Genomic DNA, 16,923 nt, shown 5'->3' with positions numbered 1-16,923 from the left:
CCCCTTTTCCGAACGCCGGTTCGTGGGCTAGGAATTAGGCAAGGGCGTCAAGTCCAGCCTGGACCGGCAACAAAATGAAACGGTCCGGGAACATAGCCAGGGAGGCAATTTGGGTCTCGCGCGACAGCGGTCGGGGACGAATGCGTTCGCTATGGACGTGCTTTGCGCACGCATCCTCGAACGGCATCGGGATTCCGTTCGAGTCCAGAAACCGCATCTCGCCGTTCCGAACCTCACGCGCATCATCGGCGCCACGCTGACGCTGTCCAACAAGCACGGATTTCACGCCACCACGCTGCGCCAGCTCGCGGAAGCGTCCGGCCTCAGCATGGGCGGCCTCTATACTTATTTCGACAGCAAGCCGACGCTGCTGTCGATGATCCTCGGCGAGGTCGCCGAGACAGTGGCGGAGGTCCTCAACCAACCGCCCGCCGACGTCAAGCAGGATGCCCGCAAGCATCTGCACTGGATCATCGCCACCCATGTCCGCATGAGCGAAGCGATGCAGCCCTGGTTCGTGTTCTGCTTCATGGAAGCGAAGTCGTTTCCACCGGCGGAACGCCAGCGCGCCATCGACATGGAGGTGATGACCGAGAAGATCATCGCCGGCGTCCTCAAGCAGGGCGTCGCCAGCGGTGTGTTCGCAATCGATCAGGTCACGCTGACGGCCTCGCTGATCAAGCCGCTGCTGCAGGATTGGTACGTCAAACGCGCCAAGTACCGCCGGCGCGGCACTTCGATCGAAACCTACATCAACGCCGTCAGCACGTTCGCCGACGCCGCGGTCGCCGGCCGGACACGGCCCAGTCGCGTCGCGACCGGCTCCCGCACCAAATCCAGACAGACGGCGCACCCATAGCCCTAGGGAAGGACGAGGCAATGAAGCGATTGCGATTCAATCAACAGGAGATCGTCTTCGCCGTCTTCGCCGTGCTGTTCCTGGCGTTCTCGATTTTCCTGCGCGGCTTCCTGACGCCGGAGAACATGCTGACGCTGCTGCAGAACGTCGCGGTGCTCGGCATCCTTGGACTCGCCATGGCGATCGTCGTGATCGGGCGCGGCATCGACATCTCGCTGATCGCCGCGCTGGCGGTGCCTCCGGGGCTGGTGCTGCAGATGGTGCAGAACGGCCACTCGCTGCCGGCCTCGCTGGCGACCGCCGTGCTGCTCACGATCGCCTTCGGCCTGGTCAATGGCTGGCTGATTGCCTATGCCGAAGTCCCTTCGCTGTTTGCGACGCTGGCAACCGGCCTGCTGCTCGCCGGCCTCGGGCAGGCCGCGCTGTTTCAGCTCGACGTCGTGCAGTGGAGCGACGGCATGAAGGGCTTCGAGCGGCTCGGACAGGGCACCATCCTCGGCATCCCGACCTCGATCGTGATGTTCGCGATCGCCTGCGTTGTCGTCGCCTTCCTGCTGCGCCAGACGCGCTGGGGCGCCTATATCTACGCGATCGGCGACAATCCCTACGCGGCCCGCGTCACCGGCATCCCCTCGCGGCCGATCATCGTGCTGCAATATGTCGTCGCGGCGCTGATCGGCTGCTTTGCTGGCCTGGTGATGGCGGCGTCGGTCAACTCGATGCGACCCGGGTCTTCAATTCGACCCTGATCTACGACGTCATCCTCGTCGTCGTGCTCGGCGGCATCGGCCTGTCGGGCGGCCGCGGCGGCGTGCTCAACGTCGTCATCGGCACGCTGCTGATCGGAACCATGCTCAACGGCATGACCATCATGGACATCTCCTACGCCGGACAAAATCTCGTCAAGGGCGTCGTCCTGCTGCTCGCCGTCATCACGGATTCATTCCTGAATCCGCGCAACGAAGAAACGGCACAGCAGGGCGACATCTGAACCAAGCCAACGAACGATCAATCACGACCAAGGAGGAAGCAATGAAATACGCTGTCAGGACTGCAAAGGTGATCGCCGCAGCGCTCGGGCTCGCGGCCATCGCCGCACCGGCTCTGGCCCAGCAGGGCCTGGACGAGCCGTTCCAGAAGCCGTTCAAGGAGTCGCTCGCCGGCAAGACGGTGGCCTATGTTCCGGTGGCCATGAACTTCGACCTCACCGAAGGCTGGTACGCCGGCATGAAGAAGGAGCTCGAGCCTTACGGCGTCAAGTTCGAGATCCGCGATCCCAACTGGAACACCAATGCCGGCGCTCAGGCGGTGACCTCGCTGATCTCCGAAAAGCCCGCCGTGATGGTGATCCACAATCCGGACGTGCAGACCTACGCCAAGCTGCTGCAACGCGCCGAGAACGAAGGCATCTACGTGATCCAGATCAACATGGGATCGGCCTATCGCTCCTCGGCCTTCGTCGGCGCCAACTGGATCGAGATCGGCGAAAAGGACACCGAAGCCGTGGTCAAGGCCTGCCAGGGCAAGTCGAACAAGATCGCCATCGTGCAGGGCGCACTCTCTGCTGCGGCCAGCGCCTACACGCTCAAGGGCGTCGAGAACGTGCTCGCCAAGCATCCGGAGATCAAGGTGGTCTCGAGCCAGGCGGCCGACTGGGACGCGGCGAAAGCCAAGGCGATCACCCAGACGGTGCTGAAGCAGAATCCAGATCTCTGCGGCATCGTCGGCTTCTGGGACGGCATGGATATCGGCACCGCGGCCGCGGTGAAGGAAGCCGGACTGACCGGCAAGGTGTTCGTCGCGACCTCCGGCGGCGGCGAGCGCAAGGGCGCCTGCGAGCTCGTCAAGTCCGGCGCCTTCGACCTCAACCTGAGCTACGACGTGCCGACCCAGGCCGCGCAGATGGCCGGCACGATCAAATGGCTGCTGTCGTCCGGCGCCAAGGCCGGTTCGATCAAGGGTTCGGAGTACACCACGCTGATTCCGATCACCAAGGAGAACGCGGACAGCCAGACCGCGTGCTGGAATCTCAGCGACCTGAAGAAATAACCCGGCCACTCCGCTTGACGTTCCGGGCGCACCTCGCCCGGAACGTCGATCTCTCAGAAAATCGAACGCCTTGCTGGAATGCCGATGCGCGACACCTTGACGAGCCTGCGTTACCGCTACTGGCCGGATCATCTCCTCGGCGAGATCCTGTCCAAGCGTTGGACCGAGACCGCAATTCCGGTGATCCTGCTTTTGATCGTCGGCTTCGCGCTCAGCCGCTCCATCGATCATTTCCTGTCGCCATCCAGCCTTGCCGACACCGCCCGGCAGGCCGGCGAGATCGGCTTCATCGGACTCGGCATGGCGCTGGTCGTCATCGTCGGCGGCATCGATCTTTCGGTCGGCTCGATCTTCGCGCTGACGGATTTCTGCGCACTCTATCTGCTCGACGTGCTGAACTGGCCGGTGCCCGCGGTGGTGGTCACCACCCTCGCCTGCGGCGCGCTGCTCGGCGCCGTCAACGGCGTCCTGATCGGCTACTTGCGGCTCCGCGCCTTCATCACCACGCTGATCACCTTGATCATCTACCGGTCGGCGTTCGATCTGCTGATCCAGCGTTACTCCAATTCGATCGCGGCGGCCTTCCCTGACATCCCGTCGTGGAATTTCATCGGCGGCGGCGACGTGTTCGGCATTCCGAGCGTCGCGCTGGTCTACATCGCGATCGCGATCTTCGGCCATATCTTCATGACGCGGCTGCGCCCGGGCTGGCACATCACGGCGATCGGCGGCTCGCGCCGCTCGGCCTATAATTCCGGCATTCCGGTCCGCCGCACCATCGCGCTGTGCTATGTCGCAAGCGGCGTGCTGACCAGCATCGCCGCGCTGTTCTTTGCCGCAAGGCTCGGCACCGTCGGCGGCGACATCGGCGTCGGCCTCGAGGTGATCGTGCTGACCGCGACCGTGCTCGGCGGCATCACGCTCGGCGGCGGCAAGGGCTCGGTCGCCAAATCGCTGGTCGGCGTGCTGATCGTGCTGCTGATCACCAACGGCCTGACCACGCTCAATGCACGCGGCGGCATCAACCGCATGGCGCTCGCGGGCATTCTGCTGGTCGCGGCGATGGTCGATATCCGCTGGCAGAAGAACCGCACCCGCATCATCAGCAAGGTCTATGTCGCGCCGACCTATCACGCGCTGCCGCCGCCACCTCCGACCGAGATCGGCCAGGGTGGCCCGTTCGAGCAGAACGACAAGCTGCGCGATGTCGAACTGATCGGGCTCGGTCGCATCGAAGCTCCGGAGGACGTGATCCTCGATCGCAACGACAATCTCTACGCCGGCTCGCGCCATGGCGACATCATGCGCTTCCTCGCGCCCGACTATCAGCGGATGGAGGTGTTCGCCCATATCGGCGGGCAGCCGCTCGGCATGGCGTTCGACCGGCAGGACAATCTCTATGTCTGCATCGGCGGCATGGGCCTCTATCGCATCAAGCCCGACGGCACCGTCGAGAAGGCGACCGACGAGACCAACCGCAGCATGCATTCGGTGAACGACGACAGCCGCCTGCGGCTGGCCGACGACCTCGACATCACCGATGACGGCTTGATCTTCTTCTCGGAAGCGACCGTGCGCTACGAGATGGACGAATGGCCGATCGACGGCCTCGAGGCGCGCGGCAACGGCCGCATCATCTGCTACGACACCAAGACCGGCGCCACCCACACCGCGCTGCGCGGCCTGAAATTCCCCAACGGCATCTGCGTCGCCAGCGACGGCCAGTCGATCCTGTTCGCCGAAACCTTCGGCTGCTCGATCAAGCGGCTGTGGTTCGCGGGGCCGAAGAAGGGCCAGGTCGAGGTGGTGATGGACAATCTGCCGGGCTATCCCGACAACATCAATCTCGCCTCCGACGGCAATTACTGGCTGGCGCTGGTCGGCATGCGCAGCCCCTCGCTCGACCTCGCCTGGAAGATGCCCGGCTTCCGCCGCCGCATGGCCAAGCGCGTCCCGGTCGACGAATGGCTGTTCCCGAACATCAACACCGGCTGTGTCGTCAAGTTCAACGAGCAGGGCAAGATCCTCGAATCGTTCTGGGACCTGCGCGGCGAGAACCATCCGATGATCACCTCGATGCGGGAGCATCGCGGCTATCTCTATCTCGGCGGCATCATGAACAACCGGATCGGCCGCTACAAGCTGACGAATGCCGATCCGAACTTCGTGCAGTATGACAAGCGCTGGGGGAAGCTGTCGTGATCGCGGCCGTCAGGGAATTCGCCAACCGCTTTCTCGGCCGCGGCGAGGCCACCATCACCGTGCCGTCGTTCGACGGTGCGCTCAAGCCCAACCAGAAACTCGAGGCCGCAACCACGCTGCTGGAATGCGAGGCGCCCGAGGACCTCGCAACCGACGGCCGCAACCTCTATGTCGCCGACGGCCGGCGCCTGCTGCGGCTCGACGGCAGCGCCGCAACCGAGCTGCGCAGCTTCGAGCAGCCGATCTCGGCGCTCTGCGCGCTTGCGGACGGCGGCATCGCGGTCGCGCTCGGCGGCCGCGAGGTACGTCTCTACACCAGTCCTTCGGCGGCCGAACCGGGCGTGACGTTCAGCGACGCCGCCTTCAATGCGATCAATGCGCTGACGCTGGCGGACGACGGCACGCTGATCGCGACCGACGGCTCGGCGACCTGCGGCGTCGACGATTGGGCCCGCGACCTGATGGAGCTCAACCGGAGCGGCCGCGTGTTCCGGCTCGATCCCAGGACCCGCTCGGTGAAACCATTGGCCGCAAGGCTCGGCTACGCCTTCGGCGCCTGCGCGCGCGGCGACGGTGTGCTGGTCAGCGAGAGCTGGCGGCATCGTCTCGTCCTTATCACGAATGGCAGGCCGCCGCAGATCGTGCTCGGCCACCTGCCGGTCTATCCGTCGCGGCTGTCGAAGGCTGCCGGCGGCGGCTATTGGCTCACCGCGTTCACGGCACGCACCCAGCTGATCGAATTCGTGCTGCGCGAGCCGGCCTACCGGCGCCGCATGATGGCCGAGATCGACCCGGCCTATTGGGTGGCGCCGCGACTCCGCTCGGGCTTCTCGTTCAAGGAACCGATGCAGGGCGCGCACATCAAGACGATGGGCGTCATCAAGCCGTGGGCGCCGCCGCGCTCCTACGGCCTCGTGATCCGGCTCGGCGAAGACGGCAAGCCGCTCTATTCGCTGCATAGCCGGGTCGACGGCGTCAATCACGGCGTCGTCGCAGCGCTCGAGCTCGGCGGCGACCTCGTGCTGATCGCCAAAGGACCGGGCCGCGTGCTGAAACTGCCCCTCGCCGGGCTTGCCGAGGAGACAGGCTCATGAGCGACACCGTGCTGTCCCTGCGCAAGGCCACCAAGCTCTACGCCGGCGTACCCGCCATTGAGGGGGTCGATTTCGACCTCCGCCGCGGCGAGATCCACGCGCTGGTCGGTGAGAACGGCGCCGGCAAGTCGACGCTGACCAAGGTGATGGCCGGCGTCGTGACCCTGACCTCGGGCGGCATGACGGTCGACGGCTCGGACGTCGCGCCGCGCACGCCGCTCGAGGCACGCAATCTCGGCATCGCCATGGTGTTCCAGGAGAACAGCCTGGTGCCGACCATGACCGTCGCGCAAAATCTGTTTCTCGGACAGGAGAAGTTCTACAATCGGCTGCGCGGCATCTACATCGCCGCCCAGCAATTTCTGCAGTCGCTGAACTTCGACGTGACGCCGACCGCGACCGTGAGCGGGCTCGGCGCCGCCAAGAAGCAGATGGTGGAGATTGCGCGCGCGGTCCTGCACAAGGCCAAGGTCATCATCTTCGACGAGCCGACCGCATCGCTGACGCCGGAGGAGAAAAAGTATTTCTTCGACCTGGTCCGCGATCTCAAGAAGCGCGGCGTCTCGATCGTCTTTATCTCGCACGCACTGGAAGAGGCCCTGCTGCTCGCCGACCGCATCACGGTGCTGCGCGACGGCAAGCACGTCATCACCGACGACGCGGCGAAGTTCGACCGCGCTGCGATCGTGCAGGCGATGGTCGGCCGCGACCTCTCGAACACGCTGTACGGCGCGCGGAAGGCCAGCGTCCGACCGGCCGGCGCGCGAGTGCTCACGGTGCAGAATCTCAAGATGGCGCCGATGGTGAAGAACAATTCGCTGTCGGTGTTCGCCGGGCAGATCACCGGCGTGTTCGGCCTGGTCGGCGCCGGCCGCACCGAGACCTTCAAGATCGTATCCGGCGTCTTGAAACGCGACTTCTTCCACGGCGGCGAGATCCTGTTGCACGACAAGCCGGTGCGCTACCGGGTACCGGCGCCGGCGGTGAAGGCCGGCATCGCCTATGTGACCGAGGATCGCAAGGTCGAGGGCTTCTTCGAGACCGCCTCGATCGCACGCAACATCTATCTCGGCCTGCTCTCGAAGTTTCCCGGCGGGCGGATGCTGTTGTCGCGGCGCGAGACCAACAGCGTGGGCAAGAGCTGGATCCAGCGGCTCAAGGTGCGCGCCATCGGCGACGAGGCCAAGGTGGTCGAGCTGTCGGGCGGCAACCAGCAGAAGGTGGTGATCGCCAAATCGCTGGTGCAGGAGCCCGAGCTGATCATCTTCGACGAGCCGACCCGCGGCGTCGACGTCGGCGCCATCGTCGAGATCCACGAGCTGATCAACCGGCTCGCCGACGAGGGCAAGGCGGTGGTGGTGATCTCGTCCTATCTGCCCGAGATCATGGCGCTGTCCGACCGCATCCTGGTCTCGCGCCAGGGCAAGGTGGTCGAGGAGTTCTCCGCACTCGAAGCCACCGAGGAGAAGATCATGTACGCGGCGATCCATTGATGCCGCAAGAGGCATGCGTCGTGGCCTGCTGGGCCACGCCAAGGAAGCCGCGTCTGCCGCGGCCCCGTTTGCCCGCTACTGCTTTGGACCGACGGTCCCGGTCGCCTTCAGTCTCGCCGACCTTACCCAACCTGAGACGTCGTTGTCTGTCCCTGAATGGAAGTACGTCACCGACGACCAGCCATCATTGGTCTGCGCGTACGCGACCAGCTCGTCATTCGGGATCACGAACACCCCGCTGATCGGGCAGTGAAGATTCGGCGCCGAGTAGAATTGCAACCGTCCCTTGCCCGTCACCACATTGGCGAGCGGCGGCGACAGGATCGGGACGCGGCTGGTGCCCGACCGCGGCTCCTTGCAGCTCGACGGCGTCTGCGCGTGCACCGTCGCACCCAGCGCCCCCAGCATCAGGGCGCCAGCGACGATGCAGCTGAGAGCAAGCCTGTCCGACATCATTCATTCTCCCGATCGCGCCACGCGATCCTCCGTCACTCCAGAGTTTGTCGCCAGACAGCACGGCCAGGTTCTGCGAGTTCAAACGAAAGTTTGCGCGCCCGCCACAAGACGCGCGCGTCGCCTGTTCCGGCAACGGAATGCGTGTGCGGTTCAGTTTCCGGCGATGATGACGAGGTTGTTCAAGACAGGCGTCGAGCAGAAGGCGACGACGAGAGCGATGTTGTAGACATTGTTGCTGCGCCAGAGCAGCCACGTCAGGACGAAGGTGAGACCGAGTTTGGGGACCAGCCACCACACTCCGAACCATGTCTGCGCCATATGCATGAACGGGTTCAACTCGCCGAGCCCGAGATTCAGGATCACATTCGTCGACTCGAGATCGGCGTATCCGAGAATCAACGCGACGAACAGTAGAAGGCCCTTAACCCAGTTCATTCTTAGACTCCCCATGCCGAAGATGCCGGATCGGCCAGATGATGCTGTTGATGATGTCGGCCCGCTCGGGAGGCACAAGTCCGGTTGCCGGATACTCGCCCGGCTTCGGCACCCACGCCGTGCCGAACAGAATGTCCAGGAGCGGGAAGAAGGCGGCAAAGTTCTTGTCGCGGTGCTCGATCTGCACCGAATGATGGATCCGATGCCATTGCGGATTGTTGATCCAGGTCACGAAGCGGCCGAGCGGGATGCGGACGTTGAGATGCGCGCAGGCATCGGGAAGGAAGAAGATGAATGCCGCAGCGATCGCCATGTCCGGCGGGATCCGAAACAGGATCGCTATGATCGGAAGAAAGGCGTCGGACAGCACCCTTTCCAACCAGAAATGGCGGCCACCGGTGATGAACGTAATGCCGTTCGCACTGTGGTGGAACGAGTGCATCGCCCAAAGAAAGGGGACCGCATGTTGCAGCCGATGGAATGTGTACTTGTAGAGATCGAGCGCCACCACCACGATCGCGAACGAGACGAACCACCAGTAACCTTCGGTCGGCAGCTTGATCCAACCAAGTCCGGCATAGCTTGCGATCGCACCAGCGCTGATCGCAGCAAGCGGGGCGAACAGGTGCTCCAACCCGACGCTCACGATGACCGCGAGCCAATCAGCACGAAACTCGTCGCCGGAAACTTCCGCGATGGGCCACGTCTTCTCCAGGATGCGACTGCCGTAGACGACACCCAGAATGACCGCCGCGCAAAAAACGGCGTTTGAAATCTCACTCGGCATGAGCGACGACCCGCCGGTTCAAAGGCCGGACAAAATGAACAAAACATTCTGCCGCCTATAGACTGAAAAACCTTATTTTTTCTCAACGCCCCGGCGGGCGCAAGCAGGGTTTTTACGGGCGTTCCCTCGTCCTCGAGCCGATTTTGCCCGGACATTGGCTCGTGCGGGCTTCGATCGCACGTCAATCCCACGGCGGCTTGCCGCGGAATGCCTCGACCAGGAAGTCCACCATCACCCGCACCTTTGCGCCGACGTGGCGGCGGCTCGGGTAAACCGCCAGCACGTCGGTCTCGGGCGTGTGATAGCCCGGCAGCAGGCGGACCAGGCGGCCCTGCCGCAGCAGCTCTCCAATCAGAAACGTCGGCTGCAGAATCAATCCGAAGCCGGCCAACGCTGCCGCGCAAGCCGTCTCGCCGTTGTTGGTGTTGAAGATGTTGGATACCGGCACCGTGTGAAGCCTGCCGTCTCCGTCGAGCAACCGCCATTCCTCGGCCGACGCGGAATATGCATAGGCAATGCAGGCGTGATTCCTGATGTCATCCGGGGTCTGCGGCGCGCCATGCCGCGCGACGTAATCCGGTGACGCACAGACGAAGTGACGAATTACCGCGAGCTTGCGGCTGATCAAGCTCGGCGATCCTCCCCGCGAGATGCGGACAGCCAGATCGAAGCCCTCGTCGACAAGGTCGACGAGCCGATCGACCAGGCTGATGTCGAGTTCGATGTCCGGATAGCGCGCCATGAAACGCGGCCACAGCGGCGCAAGGTGAAGAATGCCGAAGCTCAGCGGCGCGTTGATCCGCAGACGTCCCCGCGGCTGCATCGCAGTGGAGGACGCGATCGCCTCCGCCTCCGCCACCTCCTCCAGGATCGAGAGCGCGCGATCATACAGCGTCTTGCCGGTGTCGGTCAGCGACAGGTGCCTCGAGGTCCGGTTGAGCAGGCGCGCCCCGAGCATCTCCTCCAGTTCGTTGATGTAGCGGGTCACGTTGGCCGGCGAAGTCTCCAGCTTGTCCGCCGCGCGGGTGAAGGATCCCTGGCCAACCACGGTGGCAAACACCTCGAAGGCACGCAGACGGTCCATGGCAGCCTCGATCGTTCATAAAAGATGAATGATAAGACCATTTTCTGTGCCTTCTTTCCAGTTCTGTGAGCGTCTAATCAGGTTGCCATCACGCCGCGATTGGCGCGGCCGAACCGGAGAACGGACATGGCACAGGGTACGGGACGTCTTTCAAACAAGGTTGCAATCGTGACCGGCGCGAGCTCGGGCATCGGCCGCGTCACGGCCAAGCTGTTCGCGGCCGAAGGCGCGAAGGTGGTGGTCGGCGCACGGCGGGAAAGCGAGCTGGCGAGCCTGGTCGACGAGATCAAGGCCAACGGCGGGACGGCCGTCGCGCTCGCCGGCGATGTGCGCTCGGAAGACTATGCCAAGGCGCTCGTCGCGCTGGCGGTCAAGGCATTCGGCCGCTTGGACATCGCATTCAACAACGCCGGCACGCTCGGTGAGGGCGGCGCCTCGACCGGCGTCTCCGAAGCCGGTTGGAACGATGCCGTCGCGATCAACCTCACCGGCTCGTTCCTGGGCGCCAAGCACCAGATCGCCGAGATGACCAAGCATGGCGGCGGATCGGTGATCTTCACCTCGACCTTCGTCGGCTACAGCTCGTCATTCCCCGGCGTCGCCGCCTATGCCGCCAGCAAGTCCGGCCTGATCGGCTTGACGCAGACGCTCGCGTCCGAGTTCGGCCCGCAGAACGTCAGGGTCAACGCAGTGCTGCCCGGCGCGATCGAGACCGAGATGTATCGCGAGATGAACGACACCCCGGACAAGGCGGCCTTCGTCACCAACCTGCATGCGCTCAAGCGCGTGGGTCGCCCCGAGGAAGTCGCGCGCTCGGTGCTCTATTTGGCGTCGGAAGATTCCAGCTTCGTCACCGGGACCGCGCTGCTGGTCGACGGCGGCCTCTCGATCACGCGCACCTGAGGCGACCGACCAACCACGGCACCGTCGATCGAGATTGAATGCCGAAACCGGCTCGTACCTCTTTCACTCGGTTTCCGCACCGGAAGAGTCGATCAGTCCGAAGCAGCCATTGGCGGCGGCCATTTCAGGGAACGCCGCCAATGTCATCGCCGAGATTACCGATCGGGAGGATGCAGAAGAATGACACCGCGCCGATCTCTTATGCTATTGAGATATCAGATGATTTGCCGATCGCCATTCCGATCCCCTTCAGCCCGATCCGGAACTCTTCGGCCATGGCAATTCGCAATCGGGCCGGACGGCATGCTGATTGGTTGAATTCGCGACGCCGGAGTCTTATGCGTGGCCGCCATGAGCACCCTTGCCAACGCCGAAATTTCCCTGACGTCGTGGCCGCGCCACCAGTCGCGCGCCGACAAGCCGGCGCCGTTCCTGCCGATGAACCGTGCCGAGATGACGGCGCTCGGCTGGGACCAATGCGATATCGTGCTGGTGACGGGCGATGCCTATGTCGACCATCCGAGCTTCGGCATGGCGATCATCGGCAGGTTGCTGGAGGCCCAGGGCTTCAGGGTCGGCATCATCGCGCAGCCCGACTGGCAATCGGCCGAGCCGTTCAAGGCGCTGGGAAAGCCGCGCGTGTTCTTCGGCGTCACCGGCGGCAACATGGATTCGATGGTCAACCGCTACACGGCGGACCGGCGGCTGCGCCATGACGACGCCTACACGCCCGACGGCGAAGGCGGCCGCCGTCCGGACCGCTGCACCATCGTCTATGCGCAGCGCTGCCGCGAAGCGTTCAAGGACGTGCCGATCGTGCTCGGCGGCATCGAGGCATCGCTGCGCCGCATCGCGCATTACGACTATTGGTCCGACAAGGTGCGCCGCTCGGTGCTGGCGGACGCCAAGGCCGACCTTCTGCTCTACGGCAACGCCGAACGTGCCGTCGTCGAGGTGGCGCACCGGCTCGCCAATGGCGAGGCGCCGCGCGATCTCGACTCGATCAGAGGCGTCGCGCTGTTCCGCCGCGTGCCCGAGGATTACGCCGAACTGCATGCCGACGATCTCGACTCCGCCGACGAAGGCGCAGCGCGCCAGGCGGGCAACGTCGTGATCCGCCTGCCGGCCTGCGAGCAGGTCGAGCAGGACCGCGATGCCTATGCCCGCGCCTCGCGCGTGCTGCACCGGGAGAGCAATCCCGGCAACGCGCGGCCGCTGGTGCAGCGTCACGGCGACCGCGATTTGTGGCTCAATCCGCCGCCGATCCCGCTGTCGACGACCGAGATGGATTCCGTCTACGACCTGCCCTACGCGCGTGCGCCGCATCCCTCCTACAAGGACGCCAAGATCCCGGCCTGGGAGATGATCCGCTTCTCGGTGACGATCATGCGCGGCTGCTTCGGCGGCTGCACGTTCTGCTCGATCACCGAGCACGAGGGCCGCATCATCCAGAACCGCTCGGAGGGCTCGATCCTGCGCGAGATCGAGCGCATCCGTGACAAGACGCCGGGCTTCACCGGCGTGATCTCAGACATTGGCGGGCCGACCGCCAACATGTACCGGATGGCCTGCAAGGATCCGAAGATCGAGGCGGCGTGCCGGCGGCCGTCCTGCGTCTTCCCCGAGATCTGTCCGAACCTCAACACCTCGCATGACGACCTGATCCGGCTCTATCGCAAGGTGCGCGAGGTCAAGGGCGTCAAGCGCGTGATGGTGGCCTCGGGCGTGCGCTACGACCTCGCGGTCGAGAGTCCCGAATACATCAAGGAGCTCGTCACCCATCACGTCGGCGGCTACCTGAAGATCGCGCCCGAGCACACCGAGCGCGGCCCGCTCGACAAGATGATGAAGCCGGGCATCGGCGCCTACAACCGCTTCAAGAAAATGTTCGATGCCGCGGCCGAGCAGGCCGGCAAGAAATACTATTTGATCCCGTATTTCATCGCCGCGCATCCGGGCACGACCGACGAGGACATGATGAACCTCGCGCTCTGGCTCAAGAAGAACCGCTACCGCGCCGACCAGGTGCAGACGTTCCTGCCCTCGCCGATGGCGACCGCAACCGCGATGTACCACACCGGCGTCAATCCGCTGCGTGGCGTGCGCCGCGGCGCGAGCGACAAGGTCGAGGCGATCAAGGGACTCCGGCAGCGCCGGCTGCACAAGGCGTTCCTGCGCTACCACGACCCTGACAATTGGCCGGTGCTGCGCGAAGCGCTCATCCAGATGGGACGCCGCGATCTGATCGGCTCGCGCCCCGACCAACTCGTGCCCGCGCACCAACCGCCCGGCACCGGCAAGGCCGCCGGCACACGACGCCCCCTGCGCCCCGGCGACAAGTCACAGCGCTTCACCACCAAAGGCCTGCGGATGGGCAAGTAGGTAGGACGCCGGGCGTTCAGCCGGCGAGGAGATTTTTCGCTACACGCCGCGGCTTGTGCGAAACCGAGAAGGCCGGCGATGGTGTCGCGGCCCTCTCGGACAGGACCGGCTATGCCGGTCAGTGCAGCGAGCGGTCGGTCCGGGCGGAAGCCCGCGCGGTCGTGATCTTGTTTCGCGGCGTCAGAACGTTGAGCTGATGCGGCGTGGCCGACGTCGCGGCTGACGGCGCCTGCTCGTGGACATTGGCGGCGCCGAGCACGCCAGCCTGCATCGGCGAGATCGGCAGGCCCGCGGCTTCGTAAGTCGGAAGCTCTGTGGCGGATGCGGCCGTTGCACTCGCGATCGCGAGGGTGGCGGCAGTAATGATGGCGAGGGAAATCTTGGTCACGTGAAGGCTCCTCAATCGGACTTGAGAAGCCGACATAGGCCGATTTTGTTGCAATGCAACAACACATACTGCGCCGCACAAGTATTTGACCGCGCCTCGGCACGAGAGGTCCGAGCACAGCGGTCTCGCCGCTGGGCACATGCCTTAAAAACCCAATGAAATCAAAGATGAATGGCGCGCCCGGAACGATTCGAACGTCCGACCCTCAGATTCGTAGTCTGATGCTCTATCCAGCTGAGCTACGGGCGCATTTTCGCTGCAGGGCTTGAAGCCCGCATGGCTCCGGGAGCCCCGGAACGTCGCGAAAGAGCGCTCTAGCTACAGGCTCCCGGTCCAGTTGGCAAGCTCTGGAAACGCCATTTTCGGAACGCTCTAGCCGCCCCGGAGTACCGGAACGGCCTTACGCCCGTGCCCGCTCGCTGCGGACCGACAGCAATTCCACCGGGCGATCCGGGATCGAGATCCGGAAGGTGGCGCCGATGGTGCCCTCGACCAGATGGATGTGGCCGCCATGGGCGCGGATCAGCTCGGCGGCGATCGCAAGGCCGAGCCCGCTGCCGCCGGGGCGGCCGGAGGTCTGGAACGCCTCGAACAGATGCTCGCGCGCCTTGGCCGGAACGCCGGGGCCAGTGTCGGATACCTCGATGATCGCAACCGTGCCCTCGCGGCGGCCCGTGATGCGGATCTGCTGCGCACCGCCATCGCCGTCCTGCCGGCTTTCCAGCGCCTGGCTTGCGTTGCGCACCAGGTTGAGCAGCACGCGGAACAACTGGTCGGGGTCAGCGTCGATGGTCAGGCCGCGCTCGATCGCGCTGATCCAGGTGATCGAGACGTCAGTCGCAAGCCCAGCCGACTCGCGTACCTCGGCAACCGCCGGCTCCACCATGATCACGCGGCGGTCGGGCGCCGCCTCCTGCGCGCGGCCATAGGACAATGTCGACTGGCAGAACGCGATGGCGCGCTCCAGCGAGCGCAGCAATTTCGGCGCGAAGCGCTGCACCCGCGGGTCGGGCACGCTGGCGAGTTGGTCCGACAGCAATTGCGATGACGCCAACAGGTTGCGCAGATCGTGGTTGATCTTGGAGACGGCGAGCCCGAGCGCGGCGAGGCGGCTCTTCTGATGCAGCATCGAGACGAGGTCGCGCTGCATGTCCGAAAGCTCGCGCTCGGCAACGCCGATCTCGTCGCCGCGCTGGCTCGGCACGATGATTCGCGCCGAACTCTCCGGATTCTCGTGGAAGCCGACCAGGCTCGCGGTCAGCCGTCGCATCGGCCGCACGAACAGATAATGCAGCGCCAGGTAGACCAGGCCGGCGGTCAGGCCGGCGATCAGGAGCGCAACGACCAGCACGTTGCGCGAGAAGCGGTACATCGCCTGCCGCAGCGGCTTCTCGTCGATCACGACCTCGATGAACTGGGCCTGGCCGGGCGCCGGACCGACCACGCGGATGGTCTGGTCACCGTGCTCCAGCATGATCTCGAAGGCGTCGACGATCGCCGACCACACCGTCATGTCCCGCATGTCGACGTCATGATCGATCGCGGCCGGCAGGTCGGCGCTGGCGAGCAGGCGGCGCTGTTGACCGAGCTTGATGGCGACCGCGCGGGCGCCGATGCTGGTCAGGATCTGCCGGGCCAGCGAATCCGGCACCAGGCCCGAAGGGGCGGCATCGAGCACCAGCGCTGCGGTATTGGCGGCGGCCAGGCGGTCGTTGAGCCGGTTCATGCGGAAGTTGGCGATGGCCGGAACGTAGATCAGGAGCCCGGCGATCATCACCAGCGGAATCGTCAGCAGCAAAAGCTTGCCCGACAACCCGAGCCGCAGGGTCGGCTTGGGCCGCTGGTTCTGCGCGGTCGCCTGATCGTCAGTTAGAGCCACAAGATAAGGCCTTGTTTGGCTTAGGGGTCGGAAGATGCGGCCCGGCCCCCAAGCCGGTCAAATTACGGATCGCTAATGTCGGCGGTTCCCCGAACGCCCAGAAGCGCTCCTCACCGTCAAAAACCCCGCGAAAACAGTTATATTCGCCCCAATTGCGACGTTTCAAAGAAGCCTCTTTGCGACGCCCTGTGACATTGACGAAAACAGGGCGCTCCCTTATAAGCCGCGCCAACTGTCCGCGATGGCCCGGTTCTTGACCGGGGGCGGCTCTTTGGGGCCGTAAACGGCTCGTTTGGGCCCGCCAGCATCACCGGACTCCATCTCAATACAACGGCAAATTGCCCGGTCAGCGGAGAATTACCCGTGAAGCGGACTTATCAACCCAGCAAACTGGTGCGCAAGCGCCGTCACGGCTTCCGCGCCCGTCTCGCCACGGCCGGCGGCCGCAAGGTCCTCGCCGCGCGTCGCGCGCGTGGCCGCAAGCGCCTGAGCGCCTGAGCCCGGACGTCTCCTCCCCGGAGATACCATTATGGATCGGCTGAGGCAGCGGGCGGATTTCCTCGCCGTTGCCAATGGCGCACGGGCGAATACCGCAGCTTTTGTGCTGCAGGGCCGCCCGCGCGACGATCAGGGCCCGATCCGCGTCGGCTATACCGTCACCAAGAAGAATGGCACCGCGACCGAGCGCAACCGCATCCGCCGCCGGCTTCGCGAAGTGATGAGACGGGTCGATGCCGTATTCATGCGGCCACACCATGATTATGTGCTAGTCGGCCGCCGTGACGCGCTGACCCGCGACTTTGCGACCATGATTGACGACCTGCGGTCGGCGCTGCGCCGCCTCGACCGGCCTGCGCAAAAGGCGGGTAACAAACGCGCGCCCAATCCGAATGGAATGACGAGACCCTAAGA

General features: G+C 64.7%; 16 protein-coding genes, 1 tRNA gene and 1 pseudogene. 11 read left to right on the top strand and 7 right to left on the bottom strand.

Annotation, left to right across the window (positions count from 1 at the left end; translation table 11 throughout):
• Positions 1–151 precede the first annotated feature (151 nt).
• The 6 genes and pseudogenes from ALC15_RS08460 to ALC15_RS08435 all read left to right on the top strand — a co-directional run bounded on the left by ALC15_RS08460 (position 152) and on the right by ALC15_RS08435 (position 7,697).
• Complete coding sequence (locus tag ALC15_RS08460; protein ID WP_050626839.1) at positions 152–859, top strand: TetR/AcrR family transcriptional regulator; 708 nt, start codon at positions 152–154, stop codon at positions 857–859.
• A 20-nt stretch (positions 860–879) separates the two neighbouring features.
• Positions 880–1,850, top strand: a pseudogene (locus ALC15_RS08455) (ABC transporter permease).
• 41 nt (positions 1,851–1,891) lie between these two features.
• Positions 1,892–2,908: a sugar ABC transporter substrate-binding protein gene (locus tag ALC15_RS08450; protein ID WP_050626838.1), complete on the top strand. Its 1,017-nt coding sequence runs from the start codon at positions 1,892–1,894 to the stop codon at positions 2,906–2,908.
• A gap of 78 nt (positions 2,909–2,986) precedes the next feature.
• Positions 2,987–5,110, top strand: coding sequence for an ABC transporter permease (locus ALC15_RS08445; protein WP_050626837.1), 2,124 nt, complete (start codon positions 2,987–2,989; stop codon positions 5,108–5,110).
• Entirely contained in the window at positions 5,107–6,204 is a 1,098-nt protein-coding gene (locus tag ALC15_RS08440) for an SMP-30/gluconolactonase/LRE family protein (protein ID WP_050626836.1), read from the top strand. Before ALC15_RS08445 ends, ALC15_RS08440 begins: the two co-directional genes overlap by 4 nt.
• Positions 6,201–7,697, top strand: a complete 1,497-nt coding sequence (locus ALC15_RS08435) for a sugar ABC transporter ATP-binding protein (RefSeq protein ID WP_050626835.1) — start codon at positions 6,201–6,203, stop codon at positions 7,695–7,697. The genes ALC15_RS08440 and ALC15_RS08435 overlap by 4 nt, the downstream gene beginning before the upstream one ends.
• Before the next feature lie 75 nt (positions 7,698–7,772).
• Here the strand turns inward: ALC15_RS08435 and ALC15_RS08430 are convergent, their stop codons facing one another.
• The 4 genes from ALC15_RS08430 to ALC15_RS08415 form a co-directional block, all read right to left on the bottom strand.
• The gene (locus ALC15_RS08430) at positions 7,773–8,150 is read right to left on the bottom strand and encodes a hypothetical protein (RefSeq protein WP_050626909.1); all 378 of its coding nucleotides are present in this window, start codon (positions 8,148–8,150) and stop codon (positions 7,773–7,775) included.
• Between the two features lie 153 nt (positions 8,151–8,303).
• On the bottom strand, positions 8,304–8,588 hold the full coding sequence (locus tag ALC15_RS08425) for a DUF5658 family protein (protein ID WP_050626834.1): 285 nt from the start codon (positions 8,586–8,588) through the stop codon (positions 8,304–8,306).
• Positions 8,575–9,375: a sterol desaturase family protein gene (locus ALC15_RS08420; RefSeq protein WP_050626833.1), complete on the bottom strand. Its 801-nt coding sequence runs from the start codon at positions 9,373–9,375 to the stop codon at positions 8,575–8,577. Before ALC15_RS08420 ends, ALC15_RS08425 begins: the two co-directional genes overlap by 14 nt.
• Positions 9,376–9,556: 181 nt before the next feature.
• Entirely contained in the window at positions 9,557–10,459 is a 903-nt protein-coding gene (locus ALC15_RS08415) for a LysR family transcriptional regulator (protein ID WP_050626832.1), read from the bottom strand.
• Positions 10,460–10,585: 126 nt separating this feature from the next.
• On the opposite strand from ALC15_RS08415, the gene ALC15_RS08410 reads away from it, so the two are divergent.
• The 3 genes from ALC15_RS08410 to ALC15_RS08405 all read left to right on the top strand — a co-directional run bounded on the left by ALC15_RS08410 (position 10,586) and on the right by ALC15_RS08405 (position 13,744).
• The gene (locus tag ALC15_RS08410; protein ID WP_050626831.1) at positions 10,586–11,362 is read left to right on the top strand and encodes an SDR family oxidoreductase; all 777 of its coding nucleotides are present in this window, start codon (positions 10,586–10,588) and stop codon (positions 11,360–11,362) included.
• A 34-nt stretch (positions 11,363–11,396) separates the two neighbouring features.
• Entirely contained in the window at positions 11,397–11,546 is a 150-nt protein-coding gene (locus tag ALC15_RS44105) for a hypothetical protein (protein ID WP_157860885.1), read from the top strand.
• A gap of 167 nt (positions 11,547–11,713) precedes the next feature.
• A complete protein-coding gene (locus ALC15_RS08405; protein ID WP_050626830.1) occupies positions 11,714–13,744 on the top strand; it encodes a YgiQ family radical SAM protein in 2,031 nt (676 codons plus the stop codon).
• A gap of 118 nt (positions 13,745–13,862) precedes the next feature.
• Here the strand turns inward: ALC15_RS08405 and ALC15_RS08400 are convergent, their stop codons facing one another.
• From ALC15_RS08400 to ALC15_RS08390, 3 genes are all read right to left on the bottom strand, one after another.
• Positions 13,863–14,132, bottom strand: coding sequence for a hypothetical protein (locus ALC15_RS08400; protein WP_050626829.1), 270 nt, complete (start codon positions 14,130–14,132; stop codon positions 13,863–13,865).
• A 172-nt stretch (positions 14,133–14,304) separates the two neighbouring features.
• A tRNA-Arg gene (locus tag ALC15_RS08395) sits at positions 14,305–14,381 on the bottom strand.
• A gap of 151 nt (positions 14,382–14,532) precedes the next feature.
• Entirely contained in the window at positions 14,533–16,011 is a 1,479-nt protein-coding gene (locus tag ALC15_RS08390) for a sensor histidine kinase (RefSeq protein ID WP_050626828.1), read from the bottom strand.
• Positions 16,012–16,374: 363 nt separating this feature from the next.
• Between ALC15_RS08390 and rpmH the strand changes: the two genes are divergently transcribed.
• Together rpmH and rnpA are read left to right on the top strand one after the other, a co-directional pair.
• Positions 16,375–16,509 carry a 50S ribosomal protein L34 gene (gene rpmH / locus ALC15_RS08385; protein WP_008542748.1) on the top strand — a complete coding sequence of 45 codons (135 nt, stop codon included), beginning with the start codon at positions 16,375–16,377 and terminating at the stop codon, positions 16,507–16,509.
• Between the two features lie 31 nt (positions 16,510–16,540).
• Positions 16,541–16,921: a ribonuclease P protein component gene (gene rnpA / locus ALC15_RS08380; protein WP_050626827.1), complete on the top strand. Its 381-nt coding sequence runs from the start codon at positions 16,541–16,543 to the stop codon at positions 16,919–16,921.
• The last annotated feature ends 2 nt before the right edge of the window (positions 16,922–16,923 follow it).

This window comes from Bradyrhizobium viridifuturi, from assembly GCF_001238275.1.
GTDB classification, from domain to species: domain Bacteria; phylum Pseudomonadota; class Alphaproteobacteria; order Rhizobiales; family Xanthobacteraceae; genus Bradyrhizobium; species Bradyrhizobium viridifuturi.
Note: the sequence above shows the minus strand (reverse complement) of the source record. Positions and strands in the feature narration are given on the sequence as shown.

Coding starts and splice junctions, on each gene's coding strand:
- ALC15_RS08410 (WP_050626831.1), top strand. CDS start 10,586: ATGGCACAGGGTACGGGACGTCTTTCAAACAAGGTTGCAATCGTGACC.
- ALC15_RS08420 (WP_050626833.1), bottom strand. CDS start 9,375: ATGCCGAGTGAGATTTCAAACGCCGTTTTTTGCGCGGCGGTCATTCTG.
- ALC15_RS08415 (WP_050626832.1), bottom strand. CDS start 10,459: ATGGACCGTCTGCGTGCCTTCGAGGTGTTTGCCACCGTGGTTGGCCAG.
- ALC15_RS08445 (WP_050626837.1), top strand. CDS start 2,987: ATGCCGATGCGCGACACCTTGACGAGCCTGCGTTACCGCTACTGGCCG.
- ALC15_RS08435 (WP_050626835.1), top strand. CDS start 6,201: ATGAGCGACACCGTGCTGTCCCTGCGCAAGGCCACCAAGCTCTACGCC.
- rnpA (WP_050626827.1), top strand. CDS start 16,541: ATGGATCGGCTGAGGCAGCGGGCGGATTTCCTCGCCGTTGCCAATGGC.
- ALC15_RS08450 (WP_050626838.1), top strand. CDS start 1,892: ATGAAATACGCTGTCAGGACTGCAAAGGTGATCGCCGCAGCGCTCGGG.
- ALC15_RS08430 (WP_050626909.1), bottom strand. CDS start 8,150: ATGTCGGACAGGCTTGCTCTCAGCTGCATCGTCGCTGGCGCCCTGATG.
- ALC15_RS08425 (WP_050626834.1), bottom strand. CDS start 8,588: ATGAACTGGGTTAAGGGCCTTCTACTGTTCGTCGCGTTGATTCTCGGA.
- ALC15_RS08460 (WP_050626839.1), top strand. CDS start 152: ATGGACGTGCTTTGCGCACGCATCCTCGAACGGCATCGGGATTCCGTT.
- ALC15_RS08405 (WP_050626830.1), top strand. CDS start 11,714: ATGAGCACCCTTGCCAACGCCGAAATTTCCCTGACGTCGTGGCCGCGC.